This window comes from Enterococcus sp. AZ088 (assembly GCF_051714845.1).
GTDB lineage: Bacteria > Bacillota > Bacilli > Lactobacillales > Enterococcaceae > Enterococcus > Enterococcus faecalis.
On sequence record NZ_JBIOSQ010000001.1, the window covers coordinates 1136596 to 1163224 of the forward strand.

At 37.4% G+C, this 26629-nt stretch carries 22 protein-coding genes, 1 tRNA gene and 1 riboswitch; of the genes, 18 read left to right on the top strand and 5 right to left on the bottom strand.

Annotated elements, in window-relative coordinates; genetic code table 11:
- Nucleotides 1-63 precede the first annotated feature (63 nt).
- Together IGL17_RS05700 and IGL17_RS05705 are read left to right on the top strand one after the other, a co-directional pair.
- The gene (locus IGL17_RS05700) at nucleotides 64-1239 is read left to right on the top strand and encodes an FtsW/RodA/SpoVE family cell cycle protein (protein ID WP_002357834.1); all 1176 of its coding nucleotides are present in this window, start codon (nucleotides 64-66) and stop codon (nucleotides 1237-1239) included.
- The gene (locus IGL17_RS05705; protein WP_002357833.1) at nucleotides 1205-2353 is read left to right on the top strand and encodes an FtsW/RodA/SpoVE family cell cycle protein; all 1149 of its coding nucleotides are present in this window, start codon (nucleotides 1205-1207) and stop codon (nucleotides 2351-2353) included. The genes IGL17_RS05700 and IGL17_RS05705 overlap by 35 nt, the downstream gene beginning before the upstream one ends.
- Nucleotides 2354-2414: 61 nt before the next feature.
- Here the strand turns inward: IGL17_RS05705 and IGL17_RS05710 are convergent, their stop codons facing one another.
- Complete coding sequence (locus IGL17_RS05710; RefSeq protein ID WP_002357832.1) at nucleotides 2415-3302, bottom strand: LysR family transcriptional regulator; 888 nt, start codon at nucleotides 3300-3302, stop codon at nucleotides 2415-2417.
- A gap of 23 nt (nucleotides 3303-3325) precedes the next feature.
- Nucleotides 3326-4201, bottom strand: a complete 876-nt coding sequence (locus tag IGL17_RS05715) for a LysR family transcriptional regulator (protein ID WP_002382245.1) — start codon at nucleotides 4199-4201, stop codon at nucleotides 3326-3328.
- A 252-nt stretch (nucleotides 4202-4453) separates the two neighbouring features.
- A riboswitch (M-box (ykoK) riboswitch) is annotated at nucleotides 4454-4624 on the top strand.
- Nucleotides 4625-4737: 113 nt separating this feature from the next.
- Between IGL17_RS05715 and mgtA the strand changes: the two genes are divergently transcribed.
- The 12 genes from mgtA to IGL17_RS05775 all read left to right on the top strand — a co-directional run bounded on the left by mgtA (nucleotide 4738) and on the right by IGL17_RS05775 (nucleotide 19370).
- On the top strand, nucleotides 4738-7398 hold the full coding sequence (mgtA, locus tag IGL17_RS05720) for a magnesium-translocating P-type ATPase (RefSeq protein ID WP_002357830.1): 2661 nt from the start codon (nucleotides 4738-4740) through the stop codon (nucleotides 7396-7398).
- Between the two features lie 243 nt (nucleotides 7399-7641).
- The gene (gene hemW, locus IGL17_RS05725) at nucleotides 7642-8790 is read left to right on the top strand and encodes a radical SAM family heme chaperone HemW (protein WP_016617906.1); all 1149 of its coding nucleotides are present in this window, start codon (nucleotides 7642-7644) and stop codon (nucleotides 8788-8790) included.
- A gap of 225 nt (nucleotides 8791-9015) precedes the next feature.
- On the top strand, nucleotides 9016-10059 hold the full coding sequence (gene hrcA, locus IGL17_RS05730; protein WP_002357828.1) for a heat-inducible transcriptional repressor HrcA: 1044 nt from the start codon (nucleotides 9016-9018) through the stop codon (nucleotides 10057-10059).
- A 54-nt stretch (nucleotides 10060-10113) separates the two neighbouring features.
- Nucleotides 10114-10653: a nucleotide exchange factor GrpE gene (grpE, locus tag IGL17_RS05735; RefSeq protein WP_002357827.1), complete on the top strand. Its 540-nt coding sequence runs from the start codon at nucleotides 10114-10116 to the stop codon at nucleotides 10651-10653.
- 59 nt (nucleotides 10654-10712) lie between these two features.
- Entirely contained in the window at nucleotides 10713-12542 is a 1830-nt protein-coding gene (gene dnaK, locus IGL17_RS05740) for a molecular chaperone DnaK (RefSeq protein WP_002357825.1), read from the top strand.
- Between the two features lie 114 nt (nucleotides 12543-12656).
- Complete coding sequence (locus IGL17_RS05745; RefSeq protein WP_002357824.1) at nucleotides 12657-12779, top strand: hypothetical protein; 123 nt, start codon at nucleotides 12657-12659, stop codon at nucleotides 12777-12779.
- Nucleotides 12780-12833: 54 nt separating this feature from the next.
- On the top strand, nucleotides 12834-14003 hold the full coding sequence (dnaJ, locus tag IGL17_RS05750; RefSeq protein ID WP_002357822.1) for a molecular chaperone DnaJ: 1170 nt from the start codon (nucleotides 12834-12836) through the stop codon (nucleotides 14001-14003).
- A 238-nt stretch (nucleotides 14004-14241) separates the two neighbouring features.
- Nucleotides 14242-14976 carry a metallophosphoesterase family protein gene (locus IGL17_RS05755; RefSeq protein ID WP_016617908.1) on the top strand — a complete coding sequence of 245 codons (735 nt, stop codon included), beginning with the start codon at nucleotides 14242-14244 and terminating at the stop codon, nucleotides 14974-14976.
- A 97-nt stretch (nucleotides 14977-15073) separates the two neighbouring features.
- A complete protein-coding gene (locus tag IGL17_RS05760; RefSeq protein ID WP_002360465.1) occupies nucleotides 15074-17266 on the top strand; it encodes a Tex family protein in 2193 nt (730 codons plus the stop codon).
- A gap of 26 nt (nucleotides 17267-17292) precedes the next feature.
- Entirely contained in the window at nucleotides 17293-17754 is a 462-nt protein-coding gene (locus tag IGL17_RS05765) for a SprT family protein (RefSeq protein ID WP_002365561.1), read from the top strand.
- 68 nt (nucleotides 17755-17822) lie between these two features.
- A tRNA-Leu gene (locus IGL17_RS05770) sits at nucleotides 17823-17906 on the top strand.
- A gap of 246 nt (nucleotides 17907-18152) precedes the next feature.
- Nucleotides 18153-19370: a pyridoxal phosphate-dependent aminotransferase gene (locus IGL17_RS05775; protein WP_002357817.1), complete on the top strand. Its 1218-nt coding sequence runs from the start codon at nucleotides 18153-18155 to the stop codon at nucleotides 19368-19370.
- Between the two features lie 65 nt (nucleotides 19371-19435).
- On the opposite strand, the gene IGL17_RS05780 is transcribed toward IGL17_RS05775, so the two are convergent.
- Nucleotides 19436-19612: a hypothetical protein gene (locus IGL17_RS05780; RefSeq protein ID WP_002357816.1), complete on the bottom strand. Its 177-nt coding sequence runs from the start codon at nucleotides 19610-19612 to the stop codon at nucleotides 19436-19438.
- Nucleotides 19613-19789: 177 nt separating this feature from the next.
- Between IGL17_RS05780 and IGL17_RS05785 the strand changes: the two genes are divergently transcribed.
- Complete coding sequence (locus IGL17_RS05785; RefSeq protein ID WP_002381942.1) at nucleotides 19790-20617, top strand: helix-turn-helix domain-containing protein; 828 nt, start codon at nucleotides 19790-19792, stop codon at nucleotides 20615-20617.
- A gap of 100 nt (nucleotides 20618-20717) precedes the next feature.
- Nucleotides 20718-21866 (top strand): N-acetylglucosamine-6-phosphate deacetylase, encoded by a 1149-nt coding sequence (gene nagA / locus IGL17_RS05790; RefSeq protein ID WP_002357814.1) that lies wholly within the window; start codon nucleotides 20718-20720, stop codon nucleotides 21864-21866.
- 42 nt (nucleotides 21867-21908) lie between these two features.
- Here nagA and IGL17_RS05795 read toward each other — a convergent pair whose 3' ends face one another.
- Both IGL17_RS05795 and IGL17_RS05800 read right to left on the bottom strand, forming a co-directional pair.
- Nucleotides 21909-22295 carry a hypothetical protein gene (locus IGL17_RS05795; RefSeq protein ID WP_002357813.1) on the bottom strand — a complete coding sequence of 129 codons (387 nt, stop codon included), beginning with the start codon at nucleotides 22293-22295 and terminating at the stop codon, nucleotides 21909-21911.
- 13 nt (nucleotides 22296-22308) lie between these two features.
- A complete protein-coding gene (locus tag IGL17_RS05800) occupies nucleotides 22309-22968 on the bottom strand; it encodes a DNA/RNA non-specific endonuclease (RefSeq protein WP_002363828.1) in 660 nt (219 codons plus the stop codon).
- 160 nt (nucleotides 22969-23128) lie between these two features.
- Here IGL17_RS05800 and IGL17_RS05805 point away from each other — a divergent pair, with 160 nt between their 5' ends.
- Nucleotides 23129-23830, top strand: a complete 702-nt coding sequence (locus tag IGL17_RS05805) for an ABC transporter ATP-binding protein (RefSeq protein WP_002363831.1) — start codon at nucleotides 23129-23131, stop codon at nucleotides 23828-23830.
- 9 nt (nucleotides 23831-23839) lie between these two features.
- Nucleotides 23840-26476, top strand: a complete 2637-nt coding sequence (locus tag IGL17_RS05810) for an FtsX-like permease family protein (RefSeq protein WP_438839740.1) — start codon at nucleotides 23840-23842, stop codon at nucleotides 26474-26476.
- The last annotated feature ends 153 nt before the right edge of the window (nucleotides 26477-26629 follow it).

Genomic DNA, 26629 nt, shown 5'->3' on the forward strand with positions numbered 1-26629 from the left:
CTATTTGTTTTCTAACTCAGACTGGTAAGATTGATTTAATTAGAAAAAGATAGAGGTGAGAGAATGAATCTACGTACTTTAGGTCTAACAAAAATTCTTTTGACCTTTATTATATTAAGTATTATTGGCGCGTTAATGATTTATAGCGCCAGTAGCTATGACTTGTTGATGCAAGGCGTGAAGCCCACTGCTGTGTTTATTAAACAAGGCATTATTATGTGTCTCAGCTGGGTGCTAATGTTCGTGATCTACAAAGTTCGACTAGAAGTGTTATTTAATAAAAAAATTGCGATTGGTCTGCTTTTAGTTTCGGTACTATTACTGTTAATGGTTCGACTACCTTTTTTTGGTGTAGCAGCGAATGGCGCACAACGTTGGATTTCTCTCTTTGGAATCCAATTTCAGCCATCAGAGCTTTGTAATTTTGCGATTATTTATTACTTGAGCTGTTATTTAGGTGAAAAAGAAAATGGCTTGACAACGAAGCAGTTAAGGAAACAATGGCTGTTTGTTTTGGTCGTTGCATTTTTAGTTTTAATTCAACCCAAAGTTGGCGGGGCCATTCTTATTTTAGTTATTGGCAGTGTCTTAATTTTCTCAGCAAGTATTCATGCAAAATTTAGTGTAATTGCTGCGGGGATTGTCGTTGCTAGCGCGGCGCTTCTTTCTAAAATAATTATTTTTCTAGGCGATCACCGCTACTTACCACATTTTTTTGCGCATGTGTATGACCGCTTAGTTGTTTTGAAAAATCCGTTTTTATCCTTTCATGATCGAGGATTTCAGCCTTCAATGGCCTATTTAGCAATGTATAATGGTGGGTTTTGGGGCACTGGATTAGCCAATGGTATGGTAAAAAAAGGTGGCTTGCCAGAAGGTCAAACCGATTTTATTTTTGCGGTGATTGTGGAAGAACTTGGTTTGATTGGCGGCTTACTATTACTATTTCTTTTGTTATTTTTAGCGGCCTCGATTTTGCGGAGTAGTTGTGTAATAAAGAATCATTGTTACGGCTTGTTTTTGTTAGGGGTCGGGACCTTGATTTTAGCTCAAACGGCGATTAACATTGGTGGCGTTTTGGGTTTGATTCCAATGACGGGAATTCCTTTACCGTTTGTTAGTTACGGTGGGACAAGTTATTTAATCTTTTCAGTGGCATTAGGAATCGTCATTAAAATTATTGCAAACGAAAGGCGGCAGTTAAATGGTCAATACAAAAAAATTCAACTTACATCTTAATTATGATTTATTATTGCCCATTTTTTTACTCACACTTTTATCTTCTGGTGTGCAATATTGGATTGCCGTTAATGAAGGAAAAGACGGAACTGTGCCAGCATTAAAACAACTTTTCTTTATTTTTGTTGGTTATGCGGGCATGTTTTTAGCTAGTCGGCTGTCACAGAAGTTTATTTGGAAAGTAGCTCCTTTTTTCTATGGGTTTTCATTAATCTTAATGAGTGCTTTGTATTTTTCCTATGACAAAGGAATGTATTTATTGACGGGCACAAAGCGCTGGTTAGATTTAGGGTTTATTAAATTTCAGCCATCAGAAATTGCGAAAATTGCGTTTATTTTAATGTTGGCAAAAATTATTGTCCAACATGAGCAACAAGACTGGTCTGATAAATGGCGTTCAGACAAGCAACTTCTAAAAAAAATCGTTGCGGTTAGTGTCCCTGTTTTTTTCTTGATGGCGGTACAAAAAGATTTTGGGACATCCCTTGTTTTCGTAACGATTATCCTATCTCTTTTAGTTATTTCAGGAATTGATCGCAAAATTTTAATCATTATTTTCAGTGCTTTAGCAACGTTAGGCGTGGTCTTGATTCTGTTAGTCTTTACAGAGTGGGGGCACAAAGTACTCTTCTTTTTACATTTTAAACAATATCAATTGGATCGAATTTTAGCATGGATTCATCCCTATGATTATGTCGATAAAATCTCCTATCAACAAGTACAAGGTTTATTGGCAATTGGTTCGGGTGGTTTATTTGGCAAGGGTGTGCATGGGATTGAAGTGTATGTCCCTGTTCGTGAGTCTGATATGGTTTTTACTTTTATCGGGGAAGCCTGGGGCTTTGTGGGCAGTGCCACCGTTGTTTTTCTCTATTTTTACTTGTTTTATCAAGTTTTAGTAGCTGGCTTGCGGAGCAATTCGCGTTTTTGTATGTACATCTGTGTCGCCCTCATTTTTTCGCTGGTTTTTCAAACGGTGGAGAATATCGGTGCGGTGATTGGACTGCTGCCGTTAAAAGGTATTCCGCTTCCGTTTTTAAGTCAAGGAGGCACTTCGTTAGTGATGGCTATCACTTCTTTAGGATTTGTCAAAGGAAGAGAAGCCGCTACCTGAAAACACAAATAAAAACCAAGACTGGAACTCGCTTGCCGACAAGCTCTAGTCTTGGTTTTTACTATTGAAATTGTTTTTGGCATTCAGCCAAAAGTTGTTGAAGTTGTCGACTCATGTAACGTTCTTTTAAATAATAAACTGCCATGTTTCGTTTAGGTAGTTCTTGGTAAGTTAGTGTATGAATCGAATTGTCTAAAAGTTGAATATTTGTGTATTCGGGGACAATAGCGAAACTATCGGAATGAGACACCAAGTGAGTAATAAGTGAAAGAGTATCCACTTGAATGACTTTCTCTGGAGAAAAATTAGAAAACGTAGTATCTAGCCAATTGGTTAATTTGTTTTGCTCGGAAAATTCGGTATTTAAACGGACGAAGGGGTACATTGTTAGTTCTTTTAAAATTTCTTCCGTCGTGGCTTTGGCCAAAGCTGGATGATCATTTCTTAAAATGAATTGATAATTTGCTGTAAATAAATCAATTTTACCAATATGTTCAGGTAATGGTAAGTCAGCAAAGGAAATACCAAAATCTGCATCCATTGTTTCCAAGGATTGAAGAATATTTTCTGTAATAATAGTATGGACTTGTAAGTTGGATGAACGATCCGTTAATGTTGTCATTAGTAAGTCATTCAATTTATATTCTAAATCACAGAGATAAGTGGCTACATAAATATGGTTGGAAGAATGATTAATTTCTTTTAGCTCTTCTTCAATTGAGACCAACTCATTGGTGATGCGCCAACAATATTTTTCTAAAATTAATCCAGCCGGTGTTAAGGTGGTAGTTTGACCTTGGCGATTAAAAAGTTCAGCGCCTAACGTTGCTTCAAGAATTTTTATTTGCTTACTTAATGCAGCTTGAGAAATTGCTAAATTTTCGGCTGCTTTAGTAAATTGTTTCACTTTGCATAACTCTAAAAAATAATGTAAACGAAATAGTTCCATGGGAATTCCTCCTTTTTCTATTCCTAGAATAAATAACGTAATTGTTCAAATAAATAACGGTGTGCTTCACAATGTCCGTGATGATTATTCTGAACTAAATAGATGGCTCGTTCTGGACTATCTTCCAGAGGAATACCAACTAAGTTACGTCTGTTTAGTTCATCAGTGAGTGAATAGGGAAGGATGCTACAGGCTTTTTCTCGTTGGACCATGTCTAAGACTAAATGAAGAGAAGGAAGTTCGATGACGATTTGCCGATTTTCCCAATTGATTTTACGTTCCCAACGTTTAAACACTTTTTTTTCATATACTTGATCGGAATATGCAGCAAAAGGTAAAGAACGAATTTCGTCAATCGTCACGCTATCGGCATGGGCTAAAGGATGATTTTTATTGACACAAAGGAGATAGCTTTCTGTATAAATTAATTCTTTCTCTAATGGAATCGAGGTATCCAAAAATATCCCAATCCCAATGTCAATTAAATCTGTTTCCAAGGCTGTTTCAAGATCGTAATAATACTTAAAATCAATACTTACATACGGATAGGATTGATTAAATAACAACAAGACTTCTCCAAATGCTTTATCTATATCAATTAAGTTTGTTCCAATCCGAATGGTCGTTGTCGATCCTTGGGTCACTAATTCATTAATCTCTTCTTGCGCTTCCTTAATGAGTGCAAAAATCATCTCTGTTCGCTTGGCGACGACTTCGCCTGCTGGAGAAAGCCGACAATGTTTCTTGTCTCTTAAAATTAATGAAGCACCTAATTCACGTTCCAACTCCTTGAGCTGGGTACTTAAATAAGGTTGACTCGTATGGAGCTTTTGAGAAGCTAAAGTAAAACTCGCATACTTTGAAACTGCCATAAAATATTCTAGTTGTTGTAATTTCATTTTCCTCACCGCCGTTTCTTTAACTATACAAAAAATAGCAGAAGAAAAGCTTCTCGACAAGGCTATCTGACGGTCTTTAGATTAATTTAACCAGTTATGATTCTATGAATAAATACGAATCATACCAGAAAACCATAGTAAATAAGCGGATTATTTTTCTTTTTGTTACTGAATGGACAAAAAGTTATCTACTAAAAACTTTTTCTATATCGTTATTTTTTCATGGAAGAATTATACTTGCTGTTGTAATTAAATAAGATTTGTTAGGTGAGGCTCCTATACAAACATAGGCTACTGCCCAAAAATGTCGAGAGACGCCAATGGGTAGAACAGGAACTGTCGAATGAAGGCTTTTCTTAAGGTAGCTAAAAGCAATCGCTTTTTACGTTGTATAGTGCTAAAGCTCAACGATAAGAACGATTATTCTTTGACACGTTGAGTTTTCAGCGTGTCTTTTTTTGTGGAAAGGGTGAGGAAAATGGAAGATGAACCGATCGTCAATTCAAGTCAACAACAGATAAATGAGGTGAAAGAAAATGGAAAAGAAAATGCGTCACTTGGGCCATGACTATAGTTACAAAAAGTTTGCCCATTCAGAAGTAGAAAAAGTTTTACAACGTTTCGGCTCAACTTGGGATGGCATTAAACACCAAGATATTGAAGAATTACAAGAACGTTATGGCCGCAATAAAATTATGAATGAAAAAAAAGCTTCACGGCTGCGACTTTTTATAAAATCGTATATCACGCCGTTTACTTTGGTGTTATTAGCACTAGCCACGATTTCATTTTTTACAGAATATGTCTATGCTGCGCCAGAGGAAAAAGATGTTACTGGCGTGTTAATTATGTTAGCGATGGTCATCTTAAGCGGCACGATGAGTTTTGTCCAATCAGTCAAATCAAGCAATGCAGTTGAAAAATTACAAAATATGATTAAAGTTACAGCGACAGTCATTCGTGACAAGAAGCAAATGGAAATTCCTATTGAGGAAGTTGTGTGTGGCGACTTAGTCCAACTATCCGCTGGCGATATGATTCCAGCCGATTTACGTTTAATCCAATCTAAGGACTTATTTGTTTCCCAATCATCCCTGACTGGAGAGAGTTTTCCCATTGAAAAACACGCGACTCATCAAAAAGATAGTGATCAAATTGATACAGAATACGACAATCTTTTGTTTTTAGGAACAAATGTAATTAGTGGCACTGGTTTGGGCATTGTCATTAAAGTTGGTAATCAAACTTTATTCGGACGGATGGCTTCTGATAACGGAGAAGAGCAGCAGCAGACGAGTTTTGAAACAGGAATTAATAAAACAACGTGGGTGCTGATTCGCTTTATGTTGGTTATTACGCCAACTGTTTTTCTAATTAATGGGTTAACAAAAGGCGATTGGGTGGAAGCGTTAATGTTTGCGATTGCCACAGCTGTCGGCTTGACACCAGAAATGTTACCTATGATTGTAACAACCAATTTAGTCAAAGGTTCTCGAGAAATGGCTAAAGAAGGCACGATTATGAAAAATGTCAATGCCATTCAAAATTTTGGCGGGATGGATGTACTTTGTACGGATAAAACAGGTACCTTAACACAAGATAAAGTAATTTTAGAATACCACTATAATATTGGATGCCAAGAAGATCAAAAAGTCTTGGATTTAGCATTTCTAAACAGTTATTTTCAAACAGGTTTGCGTAATTTAATGGATAACGCCGTTATTCAAGCGGCGACACAAGAAAGTGATATACAATCAGATGATTTTTATAAAGTAGATGAAATTCCTTTCGATTTCAATCGACGTCGAATGAGTGTGATTATCAAAGAGTTTAAAACGCGAGAAACACGCTTAATTACCAAAGGTGCGGTTGAAGAAATGCTCTTGGTCTGCACACAGGTACTTTTAGATGGCGAAATTGTGCCCTTAACAGAGACGCTGCGTCAAAAAATTACCAAAGACGTTGAAGCTTTAAATCGAGATGGTTTGCGCGTTCTAGCAATTGCCGATAAAAAAGTCGAAGCGGCTGAATGGGAGTATACAACTAAAGATGAATCAGAGTTGATTTTACAAGGTTATCTTGCCTTCTTGGATCCGCCAAAAGAAACAGCAGCGGCAGCTATTCACGCCTTGCATCAACATAATGTAGCTGTGAAAGTATTAACGGGGGACAATCAGTATGTGACGCATTCTGTTTGTAAAGAAGTTGGTCTGGCTGGCGAAAAAATTATTACAGGAAATGAACTTCAACAATTAAACCAAGAAGAATTAAGAAAAACCGTTCAAGCGTATAATATTTTCGCCAAAATTACGCCTGACCAAAAAGTTCGTATTGTAAATGCGTTAACTGAAAATGGTCAAACTGTTGGCTTTTTAGGTGATGGAATAAATGATGCTGGAGCAATGCGTGCTGCTGATGTAGGAATCTCTGTTGATACAGCTGTCGATGTAGCGAAAGAATCGGCGGATGTAATTTTATTGAGAAAAGATTTAATGGTTTTGGAAAAAGGAATTTTATCTGGACGGCGCGTGTTTACGAACACGATGAAGTACGTCAAATTAACAGCAAGTTCTAATTTTGGCAATGTGTTTTCCGTGATCCCAGCAAGTATCTTTTTACCATTTTTACCGATTGCTCCGATTCAATCGCTATTATTAAATCTAATTTACGATACTTCGTGTATGTCAGTTCCTTGGGACAAAGTAGATGAAGAATACGTAGAAAAACCAAAAAAATGGGAACCAAAATCAATTGGTAATTTTATGCGTTGGTTTGGCCCAACGAGTTCTATTTTTGATATTGTTACCTATTTATTTATGTATTTCATTGTGTGTCCGGCTATCCTAGGTGGCTCATTCTTTGAATTAAATGGAGCAGATCAATTGCTCTTTATCGGTATTTTCCATGCAGGGTGGTTCATTGAGTCCTTATGGTCCCAAATGCTCGTCTTGCATTTCCTACGAACAGAAAAAATGCCTTTCCTTCAAAGTAGTGCTTCTGGAATTATGACGTTAGTCACTACAGCAGGGATTGTTCTCGGAACTGTTTTACCCTTTACCGCTTTCGGTGCAGAACTAGGATTTGTCGGTTTATCACCAAGCTATTTCTTGTATTTAATCCCGACAATTGTTGCTTATTTAGCACTGGTTGCGTTCATTAAAGTTTTATACGTCAAACGTTACGGTCAATTACTGTAACTGATTTGTACTATTATATATAGAAAAATTTTTTTACTTTTCTTTCAAGGTTGAGGAGGTGTCGGTTTTTATGACAGCTCCTCGTTGTTGTTTTAAGTGACTGTGCGAATTTTTTTATGGATTTATTTGTCATTTACAGTTAGTATGGCTAGTAGAGACTTTCCAAAAAGAACGAGCTTTTTGGTAATAAGGAGATAAAACGAGCTAATGACCAAAACAAACCAACTTTCAACTTCAACGCCGATGTTCGATCGGTCGACCTATATTCATATTCCATTTTGTGAGCATATTTGTTATTATTGCGATTTTAACAAGGTCTTTTTAGAAGGACAACCAGTTGATGAATATATTCAGAGTTTATTAAAAGAAATTCAACTTACGCAAGCATTGTATCCAGAACAAGAAATGAAAACCATCTATATTGGCGGAGGCACGCCAACTTCATTATCAGCGAAACAGTTAGATGTGCTACTAAAAGGGGTTCGCGAACAGCTAACGTTTGATGACCGAAATGAATTTACGGTGGAAGCAAACCCTGGGGATTTAACCCAAGAAAAATTACAAGTCATGAAAAACTATGGCGTCAATCGTCTTTCGATGGGCGTTCAGACATTTGATGATCGCTTGCTCAAAAAAATCGGTCGCAAGCACACCGCCGCAGATGTTTATGAAACAATGAAATTTTTAGAAAAAGAAAATTTTACCAATGTCAGTATTGACTTAATCTATGCTTTACCTGGACAAACATTGGAAAGTTTTCGCGATACTTTGACAAGAGCCTTAGCATTGGACTTGCCACACTATTCGCTTTATTCATTAATTCTTGAAAATAAAACAATGTTCATGAACTGGGTTCGTCAAGGACGGTTACAGCTGCCTGAAGAAGAAATCGAAGCACAAATGTTTGACGAAACGATTGAAGCAATGGAGAAAAAAGGACGTCACCAATATGAAGTCAGTAATTTTGCTTTAACAGGAAAAGAAAGCCAGCATAATCTGGCTTATTGGAATAATGACCACTACTATGGATTTGGCGCAGGTGCCAGCGGCTATCTTGGGCAAACTCGTTACAAAAATCACGGTCCAATCCAACATTATTTGAAACCCTTGCGAGAAAATCAATTGCCAATTGTGGAGACTGAAGAATTAACTCGTCTAAATCAAATAGAAGAGGAGCTATTTTTAGGCTTACGTAAAAAAGTAGGCATTTCTAAACAAAAATTCCAACAAAAATTTCAGGAACCAATTGAAGCAATTTATGGAGAGGTCATTCAACGCTTAATCAAAGAAGAATTATTAATTGAAGAAGCAGATATCTTACGTTTAACGAAAAAAGGACTATTTGTGGGGAATAATGTTTTTGAAGCATTTTTGTTAAGTGAAAAAGAGTAAAAAAATAAAAAAATCATCGAAGTGTGACAAAGCATTTCGATGATTTTTTTATTACAAAAGTTGGTATTGATGGTTTTTGAAGGTGGTTTGCAGCGATTAGCACTCTTGTGTGAAGAGTGCTAAAAAGTTGCGTATTTCCCTTGACAAAAAGGTAAGGACTTGTTATATTAGTATATGTAGTTAGCACTTAGATGTTAAGAGTGCTAATGAAGGGTGGTAATAACGATGATTACAGAAAGACAACAAAATATCTTGAGACTTATCATCCAAAATTACACGAACACGGGCTTACCTGTCGGTTCTAAGAAATTGATGGAGGATGGCATTGCCTCTAGTTCTGCCACAATTCGTAATGATATGAAAGCATTAGAAGAATACGGCTTATTAGCTAAGACCCATTCTTCTTCAGGGCGAATCCCCTCAATGGCTGGTTATCGTTACTACGTGGATCATCTTTTACAACCAACACAAGTAGAAGAGAACGAACTTAGAAGGATCCGTCAATCTTTTGGAAAAGAATTTCATGAGATTAATGATATTATTCGACAATCAGCTGAAATTCTATCAGAATTGACAAGTTATACTGCTTTTTCATTAGGACCTGAAGTGAAAGAACGGAAATTAACCGGCTTTCGAATGGTTCCTTTGAATGATCGGCAAGTCCTTGCTATTATAGTGACAGATAAAGGCAATGTTGAAAACCAAGTATTTGCCATTCCTGCCGCTGTTTCTAGCCAAGATCTTGAAAAAATGACACAAATCATCAATGATAAGTTGGTTGGACAACCTTTGTTGACCGTTTATCATCGTTTGCGGACGGAGATTCCGATGATTTTACATCGCTATTTCCAAACGCCAGAAGGAATGATGAACTTATTCGATGAGATGTTAGGACATGCCTTTGAAGAAAAAGTCTTTGTCGGTGGTCGCATGAATTTGTTAGATTTTGGCATCAAACAAGATATTGAACAATTGAAATCTGTCTATTCCTTTATGCAAAATTCTGATGAGCTGACGCATTTATTAAATGGTTCTGCAACAACAGAAAATCCAATTGTTTTTCGTATCGGCTCAGAAATTGGCAACAATCTCTTAGAAGATATGAGCATGATCACTGCTACGTATGAAGTATCAGGACATGGCAAAGGAACAATTGCCCTGCTAGGACCAACCAGTATGCCGTATTCAAAAATATTCGGTTTGGTAGACACGTTTCGACATGAGCTAGCTTCACAACTAGGTGACTATTACCGTTTTTTAGGTAATTAAGCAAACCTTGTTAGGATAAGAAGTAGATGCATAAAGAGAAAGGAAGTTGCTGAAGTGAGTAAAAAAGAAGAGAAGCAAGAAGAATTACAAGAAGAAATGGAAGCTGTTGATGCTGCTGGCGTTTCTGAAGTAGAAGTTGAAGCAACAGAGATTGAAAATCTTAAAGCAGAGCTTTCCGAAATGGAAGACAAGTTCTTGCGGGCAAGAGCCGAAATTGCTAATATGAGCAATCGAAATAAAAACGAACGAGAATTATTAGTTCGTTACCGCTCACAAGATTTAGGTAAAAAGATTTTACCATCTATTGATAATTTAGAACGAGCAATGGCTATTGAAGTATCAGATGAACAAGGCGAAAGCTTGAAAAAAGGTATTTCGATGGTGCTAGAAAGTATTACTGTGGCTTTAAAAGAAGAAGGAATTGAAGAAATCCCAGCAATGGGTGAAACCTTTGATCCAAATTTACATCAAGCCGTTCAAACAGTCCCTGCTTCTGAAGAAACCCCAGCAGATACCATTGTTGAAGTTCTACAAAAAGGGTACAAATTACAAGATCGTGTGTTACGACCATCAATGGTCATTGTTGCACAATAACAAACGTTAATTAAAAATATATTATTATAGAAAACTAATACAGATTGGAGATATTCACTATGAGTAAAATTATTGGTATTGACTTAGGAACAACAAACTCAGCTGTCGCAGTGCTAGAAGGCGGCGAAGCGAAAATTATTGCAAACCCAGAAGGTAACCGCACAACTCCTTCTGTCGTTTCATTCAAAAACGGTGAAATTCAAGTGGGCGAAGTAGCAAAACGTCAAGCTGTTACAAATCCTAACACGATTTCATCTATTAAACGTCACATGGGTGAAGCTGGCTACAAAGTTGATGTTGAAGGAAAATCATATACACCACAAGAAGTTTCTGCAATGATCTTACAATATTTAAAAGGTTTTGCTGAAGACTATTTAGGTGAAAAAGTTGAAAAAGCAGTTATTACAGTTCCTGCATATTTCAACGATGCGCAACGTCAAGCAACAAAAGATGCTGGTAAAATTGCTGGTTTAGAAGTAGAACGGATCGTTAACGAACCAACAGCAGCAGCTTTAGCTTATGGTTTAGATAAAACAGACAAAGATGAAAAAATTCTTGTCTTTGACCTTGGTGGTGGTACATTCGACGTGTCAATCCTTGAATTAGGCGATGGCGTTTTCGATGTATTATCAACAGCCGGTGATAACAACCTAGGTGGGGATGACTTTGATAATAAGATCATTGACTACATGGTTGCAGAATTTAAAAAAGAAAATGGCATTGACTTAGCTAACGATAAAATGGCATTACAACGTTTGAAAGATGCTGCTGAAAAAGCGAAAAAAGACTTGTCAGGTGTAACAAGCACACAAATCAGCTTGCCATTTATTACTGCTGGCGAAGCAGGACCATTGCACTTAGAAATGAACTTAACTCGTGCAAAATTTGATGAATTAACAAGTGATTTAGTTGAACGTACAAAAGTACCAGTACGTCAAGCCTTAAAAGATGCTGGATTAAATCCTTCTGAAATCGACGAAGTTATCCTAGTTGGTGGTTCAACACGTATTCCAGCTGTAGTTGAAGCTGTTCGCAAAGAAACAAACAAAGAACCAAACAAATCAGTTAACCCTGACGAAGTAGTAGCAATGGGTGCTGCAATCCAAGGTGGCGTAATCACTGGTGATGTTAAAGACGTTGTCTTATTAGACGTAACACCGTTGTCATTAGGTATTGAAACAATGGGTGGCGTATTTACAAAATTAATTGATCGTAACACTACGATTCCAACAAGTAAATCACAAGTCTTCTCAACTGCTGCTGACAATCAACCAGCTGTTGATATTCACGTTTTACAAGGTGAACGTCCAATGGCCGCTGATAATAAAACATTAGGTCGTTTCCAATTAACAGATATTCCTGCGGCTCCTCGTGGTGTGCCACAAATTGAAGTAAGCTTTGACATTGATAAAAACGGGATTGTAAATGTTCGTGCGAAAGACTTAGGCACTCAAAAAGAACAAACAATCACGATTAAATCTTCTTCAGGTTTATCTGATGATGAAATCGAACGTATGGTAAAAGATGCTGAAGCAAACGCTGAAGCAGATAAACAACGTAAAGAAGAAGTTGACTTACGTAACGATGCGGATGCTTTATTATTCACTGTTGATAAAACATTGAAAGAATTAGAAGGAAAAGTAGACGCTGAAGAAGTGAAAAAAGCAGAAGATGCGCGTGATGAATTAAAAGCAGCCATCGAAGCAAACGATATCGAACAAATGAAAGCAAAACGTGATTCATTGAATGAAATCGTCCAAAACTTAACAGTAAAACTTTACGAACAAGCTGCGCAACAACAAGCACAAGAAAATCCTGAAGCTGCTCAAGGTGGCGCTGATGATGTTGTTGATGCTGATTTTGAAGAAGTAAATGGTGATGACAAATAATCAATAACAATTGATTTTAGGGACTGGATCATTAGTACAATGACTAATGTCCCAGTCCCTTGTCTTTTGTGAGAAAATCAACCACAATCAAGTTAGCAAGAAACTATTTAGGTTTTGAAAGAACTGTGGTATGATTACAACGATGTTAAACAAGCTGAAAATACCTATTCACAGCTAGTAACACTGATTCAAGGTGTGACAGATAATCCAACCAGAGAGACCGAAAGCAATCGATGAATTTGGCTGGTTCTAAACACATTGTAAAGTTTGAAGAAAGTTGGAGGGAAGTCAATGGCGACGAAACGAGATTATTATGAAGTGCTAGGATTAGCAAAAGGTGCTTCAGATGATGAAATTAAAAAAGCATACCGCAAACTTTCCAAAAAGTACCATCCAGATATTAACAAAGAAGCCGATGCGGAAGAAAAATTTAAAGAAGTTTCTGAAGCGTATGAAGTATTAAGTGATCCACAGAAAAAAGCGGCCTATGACCAATATGGCCATGCAGGAACTGATCCTAATTACGGTGGCGGCGCTGGTGGCTTTGGCGGTTTCGGTGGCGGCGGATTTAGCAGTAGTGGTTTTGGTGGATTCGAAGATATTTTCGATTCATTCTTTGGCGGCGGCGGTGGCCGTTCTGTTGATCCAAATGCACCAAGACAAGGCGCCGATTTACAATATACAATTCAATTGAAATTTGAAGAAGCTATTTTCGGTGTCGAAAAAGAGATTAAGTACAATCGAGAAGATACTTGTGCAACCTGTGGCGGTAATGGCGCCAAACCAGGCACACACCCAGAAACTTGTCATAAATGTCATGGCTCTGGAACAATCAATGTTGAACGTCAAACGCCATTAGGTCGTATGATGAGTCGTCAAACTTGTGATGTGTGTCATGGCACAGGGAAAGAAATTAAAGAACCATGTCCAACCTGTCATGGCACAGGTCATGAGAAAAAAGCACATACTGTCAAAGTAAATGTGCCTGCTGGAGTAGAAGACGGCCAACAAATGCGCTTAGCTAACCAAGGAGAAGCGGGTACCAATGGTGGACCATATGGTGATTTATATGTAGTCTTTCGTGTTGAAGATAGTGATATTTTCGATCGAGATGGCGCAGAAATCTACTATGATTTACCAGTAAGTTTTGTCCAAGCAGCTCTAGGGGACGAAGTAACTGTACCAACTGTTCATGGTGACGTGAAATTAAAAATTCCGGCTGGAACACAAACTGGCACAAACTTCCGCTTAAGAGGCAAAGGTGCGCCACGTTTACGTGGTGGGGGCAATGGTGATCAACACGTGAAAGTGAAATTAATAACACCAAAAAATCTTAATGAAGAACAAAAGGATGCCCTACGAGCTTTTGCAAAAGCTGGCGGACAAAATGTAACTGAACAACAAGAAGAAGGCTTCTTTGATAAAATGAAAGATGCGTTTGGCGGTAAGAAGAAAAAATAAAACAAACGAGTCAGAGACAAAAGCAGTTAGCTCCAAGTGTTCATCACTCTCGAAGGCTAAATTGCAACGAGTAATTGTAGGTGCTGCTTTTGTTCAACTGATTATTTTAAGATTTAGAGAGTGGGACATAAGTCGTTTTGACTTATGTCCTATTTTCGTTTTTTATTTCCAAACATTTTACGAGAATATTTTAAAATTTAGCGTATACTTAATATAAGCAAGTTAGGAGGGCTTATTTATGAAACCATATGTTTATGTAATCAGTGATATTCATGGACAAGCAGATTTGTTTGATGCCTTACTCACAGACTATGACCCAGTCGAGCATCAGCTAGTTTTAATTGGTGATTTAAACGACCGTGGTCCGCATTCTAAAGCCTGTTTTCTCAAAGGAAAAGAACTTGTCGAGCAACACGGCGCTGTTTATTTACGAGGCAATCATGAAGAATATTTTTTGCAGTTTCTTCAAAATCCAGAGGACTGGTTTGCAGGATATGTTCGCAATGGTGGCAAGGAAACAATTGAAAGTCTCTTGCATCCAGGAGCTACTGCAGAATACTCACCAACAGAAATGGCCTTAATGATCCGTAGTCGCTATCCAGAGTTAATTGATTTTTTAACAAAACGACCACTTTATTTTGAATGGGAGCATTACTTATTTGTGCATGCTGGGGTTGATTTAACGATGGAAGATTGGCGGCAAACAGCACCTAAGGATTTTTTGTGGATTCGCGAACCCTTTCATCAAGGGAAAAATAATACAGGCAAGACCATTGTTTTTGGTCATACCATTACTCCGATGTTACATGGTGATATGCAGACCACGGACCTTTGGAAAAGTGATGGAAAAATTGGGATAGATGGTGGTGCTATTTTTGGCGGCTCTGTACATGGTGTGATTTTTAATGAAAATGGCATTGTCCAAGATATCGAATATCAAAAACGCACCCCTGCGTGGCAACCAGAATTTTGATTCCTTAATCGCACGAATCAGTTACCTCACTTCTATATTTAGAAGCAAAAATATGCTAAAATAGATAAGTATGCATAAGAAAAGAGGTATCTAGTTAATGGCAGAAGCTTATAACGAAGAAGTAGTAGCGCTACTTCAAAAAGAATTGACAACGTATCGTTCAAAACAAATAACAACGGTTTTAACTTTATTAAATGAAGGAAATACAGTTCCTTTTATTGCTCGTTACCGGAAAGAAATGACTGGAAGTTTAGATGAAGTCCAAATCCGTGAAATAGAAGAACGTTATCATTATTTACAAAACTTGAAAAAGCGGAAAGAAGAAGTTCTCCGTTTAATTGAAGAGCAAGGAAAACTAACAAAAGAACTCAAAACAGATATTCAAAAAGCAGTAAAAATGCAACAAGTGGAAGATTTATATCGACCATATAAACAAAAACGTCGGACTAAAGCGACTATCGCGAAAGAAAAAGGGTTGGAACCATTAGCAGATTGGTTGCTCTCTTTACCTGAAAACGCGGATATCTTAGCTAAAGCGGCTACTTTTATTAATGAAGAAAAAGAAGTTGCAACCGCCGAGATAGCCTTGCAAGGTGCTCATGAAATTTTAGCAGAACGTATTAGCGATGAACCAAAATACCGAACATGGTTACGTGATTATATGGTTAAACATGCGCAATACGTTAGCGTAGTTAAGGATGAAGAAAAAGACGAAAAGCGGACCTATGAAATGTATTACGATTTTGCAGAACCAGTTAGCAAAATGGTGCCGCACCGTGTCTTAGCAACGAATCGTGGTGAAAAAGAAGACATTTTAAAGGTTTCCCTTGTCGCTGATGAAACAAAAATTAATGATTATTTCCAACGTCAACTAATCGGCAAACAAGCAACAAGTTTTGCTGCTCCATACATTGAGGCTGCTTATTTAGATAGCTATAAACGATTTATTGGACCAGCGATTGAACGGGAGATCCGCAATGAATTAACAGAAAAAGCTGATGAACAAGCGATTGCAATTTTCGGTGAAAATTTACGTAATTTATTATTACAGTCACCACTTAAAGGAAAAGTTGTTCTAGGATTTGACCCGGCTTATCGGACAGGCTGTAAATTAGCAGTTGTCGATGAAACTGGTAAAGTTTTAGCAATTCAAGTGATTTATCCACATAAACCAGCGACTGCTGCGAAACGTGAAGCCGCTGGTCCAGCCTTTAAAAAGATCATTGAAGACTATCAAGTGGACATGGTAGCTATTGGGAACGGAACGGCAAGTCGTGAATCTGAATTGTTTGTGGCAGAGCAATTAAAAGCGGTGAAACGGGACGTCTTTTACGTGATTGTTAATGAAGCAGGGGCTTCCGTTTACTCTGCGAGTGAAGTGGCTCGTAAAGAGTTTCCTGATTTACAAGTCGAAGAACGAAGTGCGGTCAGCATTGCACGTCGTTTACAAGATCCGTTGGCAGAATTAGTAAAAATTGATCCCAAAGCAGTCGGGGTCGGTCAATATCAGCATGACGTATCGCAAAAACGTCTTGCCGAGCAATTGGATTTTGTTGTAGAAACTGCGGTAAACCAAGTTGGTGTTGATGTGAATACAGCGAGTGCTCAACTTTTACAACATATTTCTGGCTTAAATAAAACAACGGCGCAAAACTTAGTCACTTATCGTGATGAAAATGGTGTCTTTACAGCACGAAATCAAGTCAAAAAAGTACCTCGTTTAGGACCAAAAGCATTTGAACAAGCAATTGGCTTTTTACGAATTCCTAATGGCAAAAATGTGTTAGATAACACTGGCATTCACCCAGAAAGTTATCCAGTAGCACAAGCAATTTTAGAAAAAGCAGAGATTGCTTCTAAAGAGTTAGGGACAGCAGAAGCTATCGAAAAATTGAAACAGTTACCAGTGAATCAATTAGCTACTGAGTTAGAAGTAGGTTCAGAAACACTCACAGATATTATTGCTAGTTTAATCCAACCAGGTCGTGATATGCGCGATGAGATGTCAGCGCCACTTTTACGTAAAGACGTGTTGACGATGGAAGATTTGAAACCAGGAATGGAAATGCAAGGGACTGTTCGAAATGTAATTGACTTTGGTGCGTTTGTCGATATTGGTGTGAAGCAAGATGGCTTAGTCCACATTTCTAAGTTAAGTACTAAATTTGTTAAGCACCCAACGGATGTTGTTGCGGTGGGGGATGTAGTCACAGTTTGGGTAGAAGATGTTGACTTGAAAAAGGGGCGTATTAGTTTAACCATGTTGCCTCGGGCTGATAGAAAAGAGTAACAATGAAAGAGTCTCAACCAGTCTTGATGACAGATCAAGCGCTTCAAACGCTAGTGGAAAAAATTTCAATCGTATTTTTTCAGAAACCTTTTCTGCATCAAGCTACATTTAATCGGCGGTTAAAAACTACGGGCGGTCGCTATCATTTAGCTTCGCATCACCTGGATTTTAATCCAACTGTCTTTTTAAAGTATGGACAAGAGGAACTGGAAAAAGTCATTAAGCATGAGTTATGTCACTATCATTTACATTTAGCTGGCAAAGGCTATCAGCATAAAGATAAGGACTTTAAAGAGTTATTGGCTAAGACTGGCGGTGCCCGTTACGCACCGCCTCTAGTAGAACGGAAAAAAGCAGTTTTCCATCAGTATCAATGTCAGTCTTGTGGAGAAGTCATCCTCAGAAAACGACGAATTGATACGACACGATATGTCTGCGGAAAATGTCATGGGCGTTTGTCCTGGCAAGCGAAAAAAGAACAAATCTAACGATTCTGGTCTTTGTTATCTTGACAAAGACCAGTAATTATTTTAGGATAAATAAGTGCTCTTAAAATGCAGATGTGTTGGAATTGGCAGACAAGCATGATTGAGGGTCATGTGGACAGATGTCCGTGTGGGTTCGAGTCCCATCATCTGCATCAACTAGTATAACAAGAGGTCGGGACAGAAGTGTTTAACTCCGAGAAATAAGAAGGAGTTGCTTCTGTTCCCGCCGTTTATCAGTTTTTGAGCGTGGAGCAAAAATCCAAAGTGATTTTTGTCCCACGCTCTTGTTTATTACGGAAAAACCATCAATTTTTTATTAAATTCTGATATTTATTATTGCTTTTTCATTATAGTTGGCGTAACTTTAGAGTATAAATTTGTGAAGCGAGGGAGTCCGTGTGAGAAATTTTAAAAAATCCGATAAATTAAATAACGTAAGTTACGATGTCCGTGGTCCTGTTTTAGAAGAAGCAGAACGCATGCAAGAAGAGGGCATACGTATTTTGAAATTAAATACAGGGAATCCAGCGCCATTTGGTTTTGATGCCCCAAATGAAATTGTGCGCGACATGATTGTGAATGTTCGCGATTCAGAAGGTTATTCCGATTCAAAAGGTATTTTTTCTGCAAGAAAAGCGATTGAACAATATTGCCAATTAAAAAAATTTCCTAATGTAACGATTAATGATATTTACACTGGTAATGGCGTGAGTGAACTAATTACCATGTGTATGCAAGGCTTGTTAAATAACGGCGATGAAGTACTTGTGCCAATGCCAGACTATCCTTTATGGACTGCTTCTGTTTCTTTGGCGGGCGGTACACCCGTTCATTATATTTGTGATGAGCAAGCAGAATGGTATCCAGACATTGATGATATAAAATCAAAAATAACTTCGAATACAAAAGCAATCGTTATTATAAATCCAAATAATCCGACTGGTGCTTTATATCCGAAAGAGTTATTACTAGAAATTGTCGAAGTGGCACGTCAAAATGATTTAATTATTTACTCTGATGAAATTTATGATCGCTTGGTCATGGACGGTTTGGTTCATGTACCGATTGCTACATTAGCACCTGATTTATTTGTCGTAACATTGAATGGTTTGTCAAAATCACATCGAGTGGCAGGCTTTCGATGCGGTTGGATGGTGTTAAGTGGAGATAAATCACGAGTAAAAGGGTATATCGAAGGGCTAAATATGCTTGCTTCCATGCGGTTATGTTCGAATGTGTTGTCACAACAAATCATTCAAACCGCATTAGGCGGCTATCAAAGTGTCGATGATTTACTTTTACCAGGTGGCAGAATTTACGAACAACGAGAATTTATTTACAATGCGATAAATGATATTCCTGGTTTATCAGCCGTGAAGCCTAAAGCAGCTTTCTATATTTTCCCGAAAATTGATACGGCCAAATTTGACATTTATGATGATGAAAAATTTGTTTTAGATTTCTTACACAAACATCATATTTTATTAGTCCATGGTGGTGGGTTCAACTGGCAACAACCCGATCACTTCCGTATTGTTTATTTACCGAAGATGGAAGACTTAAAAACTACAGCAGATAAAATGCGTGAATTTTTAAGTACCTACAAACAAAAATAAAAGAACTACCAAAAAATAGCCTCTAACGAAGCTATTTTTTGGTAGTTCTTGTTTTATCAACAATACTATTCTGCGGTTTCACATGCTTTTTTACTAATAATCATTCGGTTGGTATATTTTTCTTCCATATCAGGACTAGGATTTGCTACTACGATGAGATAAGAATTTTCATACTCCTTCTCCACAAAGCCTGAATAATTTGTTTTTTCCCAAATGAAGTGAACCTTTTTCTCTTCGGCCATACAATAACACTCCTTTTTAATAAAAATGAACCTATTTATTTTCTAAGAAAACCTTAGATAATGTTCTTGCAGTATATTATGCAATAAAGTACAATAAAAGCATAATGCGAATTCGCATATTTTGACAAAATCCCCATTTTGCAAGGAAAATGGCCGATATAAATAGGAGCTATTGTGATGAATTCTTTAGGTGCAGTTATTAAAGAAATTAGAAAAAATAGAAAATTGACACAGAAAATGTTATCAGAAGACATCTGTTCGCAAAGTGTTTTAAGTCGCATTGAAAACAATGAAGAGTTGCCAAACGTTCTCGTAATGCAACAACTTTGTGATCGTTTAGGTGTGACTGTTGACCAGATTATGCGTTATAAATCTGGTGATGTGCACGTTGTTACATATTCATTTGAAAAAATGGCTGAATATTTTCGCCATAAAAAATATCAATTATTATTAAATTATTTAAAGGAAAATCGTATTGAAGAACAATTGTATTTAGATACGGACTGGCAAAAATATTATTATTATTTAGGTAGTTGTGAATTGTTTGTTCTAAATGATTATGAAAAAGCTATTGCTAGCTTGCGTAAAGGGTTATCTTTCACCTATAAAGCCGATAAGTTAAATGTTTCTGATTTAGAGATTCAATTAATTAGTTGTCTAGGTGCTACTTATGGTTACATGGGCAATCGAGTAGAAGCAGAACGATTTTTAAGTTTGAGTATTCATTATTTTAATCAATTGCCAAATGAACGCAGTAATGCAGAATTAACGAAAATATTTTTTAATTATGCTGATTTCTTATTCAAAAATTATACAGAAAAAGATGCCGAAATTTATGTGGATCAAGGAATTACTTGGGCCCGCAAAAAAAATAGTTATTATTATTTAAGTGAATTATTAAATCTAAAATATTTAGTTTTAATGAGAAAGAATAAACACGAAGAAGCAGAACGTTATTTAAACTTAGCACAACAAATGAAAAATGTGGAAAGTGGCAATCTTTAAAAAATCCTCAGAATTGCTTAAAAGGTCTACACCATTTCTTGACTTTTGTACTGATTAAGAGTACTTTTGAAGTAAGTAAAATAAAGAAAGAAGGATGAAGATGAAAACATTTATCTTTGCAGACAAGTTCTTTTTAAAAAGCGATGTTAAAGGACCTGGTTATTTAGAAATCACGGATGGTATCTTTGGTAATTATACAAAAGATGAACCGCAAGGGGACGTAAAAATTATTCGTGAGGAAGGCAAATGGATTGCCCCAGGTTTAGTCGATACTCATATTCATGGTTACATGAATCATGACGTAATGGATAACGATGCAGAAGGCATTAAAGTGATGTCTGAAGGCTTATTATCTTGTGGTGTAACTTCATTTTTACCAACAACGTTAACTTCAAGTAAAGAACGTTTAACAGACGTTGCACGTACGATTGGTCAAGTCTACCAAGAAGTACCTGGTGCAAAAATTCAAGGGATTTACTTTGAAGGACCTTTCTTTACTGAAGAACATAAAGGCGCACAAAATCCAAGTTATTTTGGAGATCCAGACCTTGATACATTCCACGAATGGCAAGAAGCTTCAGGCGGAATTATTAAGAAAATTGCGTTGGCACCAGAACGTAATGGTGTGAAAGAATTTGTTGAAACCGTTACAGATGAAGGTGTCGTTGTTGCTTTAGGCCATAGTAATGCGACCTTAGAAGAAGCTGATGTGGCAGTTGAAGCAGGCGCTAGCGTTTTTGTTCATGCATATAATGGGATGCGTGGCTTAAATCACCGTGAACCAGGGATGGTTGGTGCATTGTTAACGTTACAACACGTTTTCTCTGAATTAATTTGTGATGGACATCATGTACATCCGCAAGCGGCTGAAGTATTGATGGAAAAAGCGGGCCATGATCACGTTGCGTTAATTACAGACTGCATGATGGCTGGCGGTATGCCAGATGGCAACTACAATTTAGGTGAATTTCCTGTTGTGGTAGCAGAAGGAACGGCTCGTTTGGATACTGGGAACTTAGCAGGTAGTATTTTAAAACTAAAAGAAGCAATTAAAAATGTAGTTGATTGGGGTATTGCAACACCTGCACAAGCAATTATGATGGCTTCATTAGTTCCTGCGATCAGCTGTAAAATTGATGATCAATGCGGCATGATTGCAAATGGTCGCGATGCTGACTTTATCGTATTAGAACCAACCATGGAATTAGCAGCTACTTATTTAGATGGCGTTGAACGTTATCGAGCATAAGACACAAGAAAAAGCTTGCGGAAATTTATCCGCAAGCTTTTTTTATAATTCTTTTGGTAAAATCGCAGAAGTGATTTCTTTGTTCTCGTAGGCAATAAAAAAATCGATTAATTGCTTGTCAAATTGCTCAATATCCTCTTTGTAAAGGGAGCTAGGAATCACAAAGGTTTGCTCTAGGGTGCCTGCTAGATAATCGCCATCTAAACTTTGGGCGACAACTAAAAATTCTTGTTCGCGCCAATGTTCCACATCTGTTTCAGAAATGGTTTCCGGAGAGGCTAAAAATTTACAATTTTCGACAAATTGTTCATCAATTTCTTCACTGAAAGTTAATTCAGCATCCTCTTCTTGAGGTTGAGAGAGGATTGCTTGCAAAAATGTTTGTGGTTTTGCATCGGGTAATGTTTCTTTTAGCTGTTCAAAATCCAATGAAAGTTCCTCCTTATTGTTTGTTTAAAATAGTTACTGAAAAATCAATGGGTGAATTTGTTTTAAGGCTTTTGGCTTCTAAGATGATTTTTTCAGCCAACAAATCGTTTCCGTTATATACAGGTGTCACGCGATAGCGAACGGTTTCGCCGCGATCAAGAGCTGCCCGAATCTGATTTTCATATTTCGTCATATAAGGAGTGTTGACAGGATTCTGATACAAGGTGGTTAAGTTACGTGGATCATCACCACTGCCTCCCATTTGACGGCCGATTAGGTGGCCACGCGAATGATTAGCTTTTCCTGAAATGAAACCAGCTGGTCGAATATCTTTATTAGCGGAAGTTCCTGTATTGACCATGGCGGGTTTTAATAGCGCATCAGCGCCTGTCGCTCGTTTTAGACGATCTAGAGAATGATAAGTAATCCAGCCGTTTGAGCTATCCTTTAATTCCTCTGCTGAAAATGTGGCTTTACCATTTTCAATGGGTCCAGGATTATCTCCTTTTGGTGCTGGTGTGCTTGAAGGGGTGGTTGTTTGTGGTTGAACATTAAATAAATCTTGTAAAGCATCAGGAACTTTAACGCCAACCGCGCCTAAAATTAAAATGATTAATGCGCCAATCAGCATGATGGTTGAATTAAATGGTGGTTTCTTCTTTCTGTTTGCCATAACGTGCTCCTCTAATTTTATACTTGCAATAGTCCAAATTTAAGTGGACCATCTTTTCTATTATACGTAAATTTGCTAAAAAATCAAAAAAGGCTTTTCTTTGAAAGACTTGTATTCTCAGATATGTTACTATTTTAATGTAGAAGGGAAGGGATAGTGGATGGCCTATATTGAAGTCAAAAATGAATACAAGCGTTACCAAATGGGAGAGACAACTATTACTGCGAATGACGGCATTTCTTTTGAAGTGGAAAAAGGAGAAGTAGCGGTTATTTTAGGCCCCAGCGGTGCTGGAAAATCAACTGTTTTAAATATTCTTGGTGGAATGGACAGCTGTGATGAAGGGGAAATTATTATTGATGGCACAGATATCGCTCAGTTTTCAGAGAAACAATTAACCACTTATCGACGCAATGATGTCGGGTTTGTTTTCCAATTTTACAATTTAGTCCCAAATTTAACGGCAAAAGAAAATGTCGAATTGGCTTCGCAAATCGTTGCGGATGCGTTGGATTCGACCAATGTTTTACAATCGGTGGGTTTAGGGGAACGTTTAGATAATTTTCCAGCGCAACTTTCTGGTGGTGAACAACAACGAGTAACCATCGCCCGTGCGATTGCTAAAAAGCCCAAGTTACTTTTATGTGATGAACCGACAGGAGCACTGGATTATGAAACAGGGAAACAAATTTTAACCATTTTGCAAAACACTGCTCGTGAAACTGGAACGACCGTCTTAATTATTACCCACAATTCAGCCATTGCAGAAATGGCCGATCGGGTAATTCGAATTAATGATGCAAAAGTTCGCGAAATGACTGTGAATGATCAGCCTAAATTGGTTGCTGAAATTGAATGGTAGGTGCCTAAAATGAAGAAAACAGCGCTAATTAAAACAAGCTTACGTGAAATTAGACAATCTACTACACGATTTTTATCGATTATGGGGATTATTTTCCTTGGTGTAATGGTCTTTGTTGGTTTGAAAGCTACTGGACCAGATATGATTAAAACCGCGAATAATTATTACCAGAAAGAGCAGCTTCCAGATGCGCGAATAATTTCTACAATGGGACTGGAAAAGAAAGATTTAACAACACTACAGTCTTTAAAAGATGTCGAAACAGTTGTGCCGCGGTATACAATAGATGCCACGATTGGGCCGCAAAATAATGCAGTAAAATTGTTTGGCTATCGAAAAAATCAAGCAGGATCGGTTAACTATCAAGTAGTTGACGGTCGGTTACCTAAACAAACAAATGAAATTGCATTAGATACATTAGCGAAAACTAGATATGACTATAAAATGGGTGATAAAATCACTTTAAACGATGCAGCGATTAAAGAAAAAGGACTGACGCAAACTCATTTTACTGTTGTTGGATTTATCAATTCAGCAGAATATATTGATAATACATCCAGGGGAACCACAACGGTCGGGTCTGGAACGTTAAACTTTTTTGGCGTGGTTTCGGAAAAAGCTTTTGACAGTCAACGGTATCCAGAATTGCTAATCTCATTTCGTTCATTAAAACATCAAAATACGTATTCCTCTGATTATGAAAAGAAAAGAGAGCAGGCCTTAAATCAAGTAAAAGAGGCACTGAAAAATCGGCCAGAAGAACAGGTTGCGGCTCTGCGTGATTCGGCTCAGCCGGACATTAACCAAGGTCGGCAAGCGCTGGAAACGGGAAAACAAGCGCTTGCGCAGTTGGAGCAACAACCAGGAATTCCAGCTGAGATGCTTGAAAAGCAAAAAGACGAATTGGCTAAACAGGAACAACTGTTGGCTGAAAAAGAAACAGAGCTAGCCAATTTGAAAGCCCCAACGTATTATTATTTTACTAGGGAAGACAATCCAGGATTTTCTGAATATCAAGATAACGCTGATCGGATTTCTTCTTTAGCCACGCTATTCCCGTTGTTCTTTTTCCTAATTGCGGCATTAGTCAGCTTAACTACCATGACACGTATGGTGGAAGAAAAAAGAATGGAAATTGGTAGTTTGAAAGCTTTAGGTTATCGTAATCGTGAAATTGCTTCGATTTTTATTACCTATGCAACGGTTGCCAGCCTAACAGGTGCATTATTAGGATTGGCAGTTGGCTATTATCTATTCCCTAAAATAATTTTTGATGCCTACGGTCAAATGTACAATATTCCTGATTTAGTTACACCGTGGTACTTAAATTACAGTTTATGGGGCATCATTGTAGCCTTAGCTTGTACTGTGGGAGCGGCCTTAGTGACATTAAGAATCGATTTATTAAGTACCCCAGCTACCTTGCTAAGACCCAAAGCGCCGAAAGCAGGTCAACGGATTTTACTAGAACGAATCCGCCCTTTATGGCAACGCATGAGCTTTATTCAAAAAGTGACCGCTAGAAATCTGTTCCGCTATAAACGACGGATGCTGATGACCGTTATCGGAATAGCTGGTTGTATGGGGCTGTTAATTGTTGGTTTTGGTTTACGCGATTCAATTGTGGATGTCGCTACAATTCAATTTAATAAAATCTGGCATTACCAAGCAGTCGTGACTTTTAAAGAGCAAACAACAGCTGAAGAGACAAAAGAGTATCAAGAAACGTTGCGCAAACTGGATGGTTTGAATAAAACAATTCCGTTATATTCAGAAATCTTTAAAACGAAGGGCAAAGGCGCACCAACTCAAAATATTACTCTTTATGTGCCACAAGATCCTTCGAAAATGGCTGAGTTTCAATTATTTAATGATCGAGTCACTGGAGAAAAATATTCCCTCAACGATGACGGTGTAATGATTAATGAAAAATTAGCTAAATTATTTGGCTATAAAGTCGGAGATCAATTAAATTTAGAAAATAGTGATAATCAAACCTATCACGTGAAAATTGCCGCGATTGCAGAAAACTACACGGGTCATTTTGTCTATATGACGCCGAAACTCTACCAGACGATGACGAAACAGAAGCCGGAGTATAATACAGAATTCCTACTTTTTGACAAAAAGTTATCCTCAAAACAAGAAACCTCAATCGGGGAGGCGTTGACAAAACAGCCGAAAGTGTTGAACATTACGTTTTTAACTGCGATGAAAGGTTCGTTTGATGATATGCTAAAAAGCCTTGATATTGTCATTTGGGTACTAATTGCTGTTTCTGGTTCTTTAGCGTTAATTGTGTTATATAATTTAACCAACATTAATGTTTCTGAACGGATTCGAGAACTTTCCACGATTAAGGTTTTAGGGTTTTACGATCGTGAAGGCACCACCTATGTTTACCGTGAAAACATTATTTTAACGTTCATTGGTATTATTGTTGGCTGCTTCTTTGGGAAAATTTTGCATCAGTATATTTTAGCAACCGTTGAAGTTGATTTAATTATGTTTTCGCCAATTATTCATTGGCCAAGTTATCTGTATTCCGCAGTCATCACCATGTGTTTCACGTTGTTTGTGATGGTCATTATGCATCGGAAATTGAAGAAAATCAATATGATTGAAGCGTTAAAATCAAATGAATAGCACATTTTAAAAAACGAGGAGTCCGTAGAAGTTCGATAATTCTAGGGCTGCTCGTTTATTGTTGCTTCTTTTATTAAGAAAAAATAGGTCTTAAGATGTATCTTTTGAGATTTATTTGGAAATTGCTACTCTTTTTATTTAAAAATTGGTACA

Coding starts and splice junctions, on each gene's coding strand:
- dnaK (WP_002357825.1), top strand. CDS start 10,713: ATGAGTAAAATTATTGGTATTGACTTAGGAACAACAAACTCAGCTGTC.
- IGL17_RS05760 (WP_002360465.1), top strand. CDS start 15,074: ATGGCAGAAGCTTATAACGAAGAAGTAGTAGCGCTACTTCAAAAAGAA.
- IGL17_RS05715 (WP_002382245.1), bottom strand. CDS start 4,201: ATGAAATTACAACAACTAGAATATTTTATGGCAGTTTCAAAGTATGCG.
- mgtA (WP_002357830.1), top strand. CDS start 4,738: ATGGAAAAGAAAATGCGTCACTTGGGCCATGACTATAGTTACAAAAAG.
- hrcA (WP_002357828.1), top strand. CDS start 9,016: ATGATTACAGAAAGACAACAAAATATCTTGAGACTTATCATCCAAAAT.
- IGL17_RS05805 (WP_002363831.1), top strand. CDS start 23,129: ATGGCCTATATTGAAGTCAAAAATGAATACAAGCGTTACCAAATGGGA.
- IGL17_RS05755 (WP_016617908.1), top strand. CDS start 14,242: ATGAAACCATATGTTTATGTAATCAGTGATATTCATGGACAAGCAGAT.
- IGL17_RS05800 (WP_002363828.1), bottom strand. CDS start 22,968: ATGGCAAACAGAAAGAAGAAACCACCATTTAATTCAACCATCATGCTG.
- IGL17_RS05705 (WP_002357833.1), top strand. CDS start 1,205: ATGGTCAATACAAAAAAATTCAACTTACATCTTAATTATGATTTATTA.
- IGL17_RS05765 (WP_002365561.1), top strand. CDS start 17,293: ATGACAGATCAAGCGCTTCAAACGCTAGTGGAAAAAATTTCAATCGTA.
- IGL17_RS05780 (WP_002357816.1), bottom strand. CDS start 19,612: ATGGCCGAAGAGAAAAAGGTTCACTTCATTTGGGAAAAAACAAATTAT.
- IGL17_RS05710 (WP_002357832.1), bottom strand. CDS start 3,302: ATGGAACTATTTCGTTTACATTATTTTTTAGAGTTATGCAAAGTGAAA.
- dnaJ (WP_002357822.1), top strand. CDS start 12,834: ATGGCGACGAAACGAGATTATTATGAAGTGCTAGGATTAGCAAAAGGT.
- IGL17_RS05785 (WP_002381942.1), top strand. CDS start 19,790: ATGAATTCTTTAGGTGCAGTTATTAAAGAAATTAGAAAAAATAGAAAA.
- hemW (WP_016617906.1), top strand. CDS start 7,642: ATGTTCGATCGGTCGACCTATATTCATATTCCATTTTGTGAGCATATT.
- IGL17_RS05700 (WP_002357834.1), top strand. CDS start 64: ATGAATCTACGTACTTTAGGTCTAACAAAAATTCTTTTGACCTTTATT.
- nagA (WP_002357814.1), top strand. CDS start 20,718: ATGAAAACATTTATCTTTGCAGACAAGTTCTTTTTAAAAAGCGATGTT.
- IGL17_RS05810 (WP_438839740.1), top strand. CDS start 23,840: ATGAAGAAAACAGCGCTAATTAAAACAAGCTTACGTGAAATTAGACAA.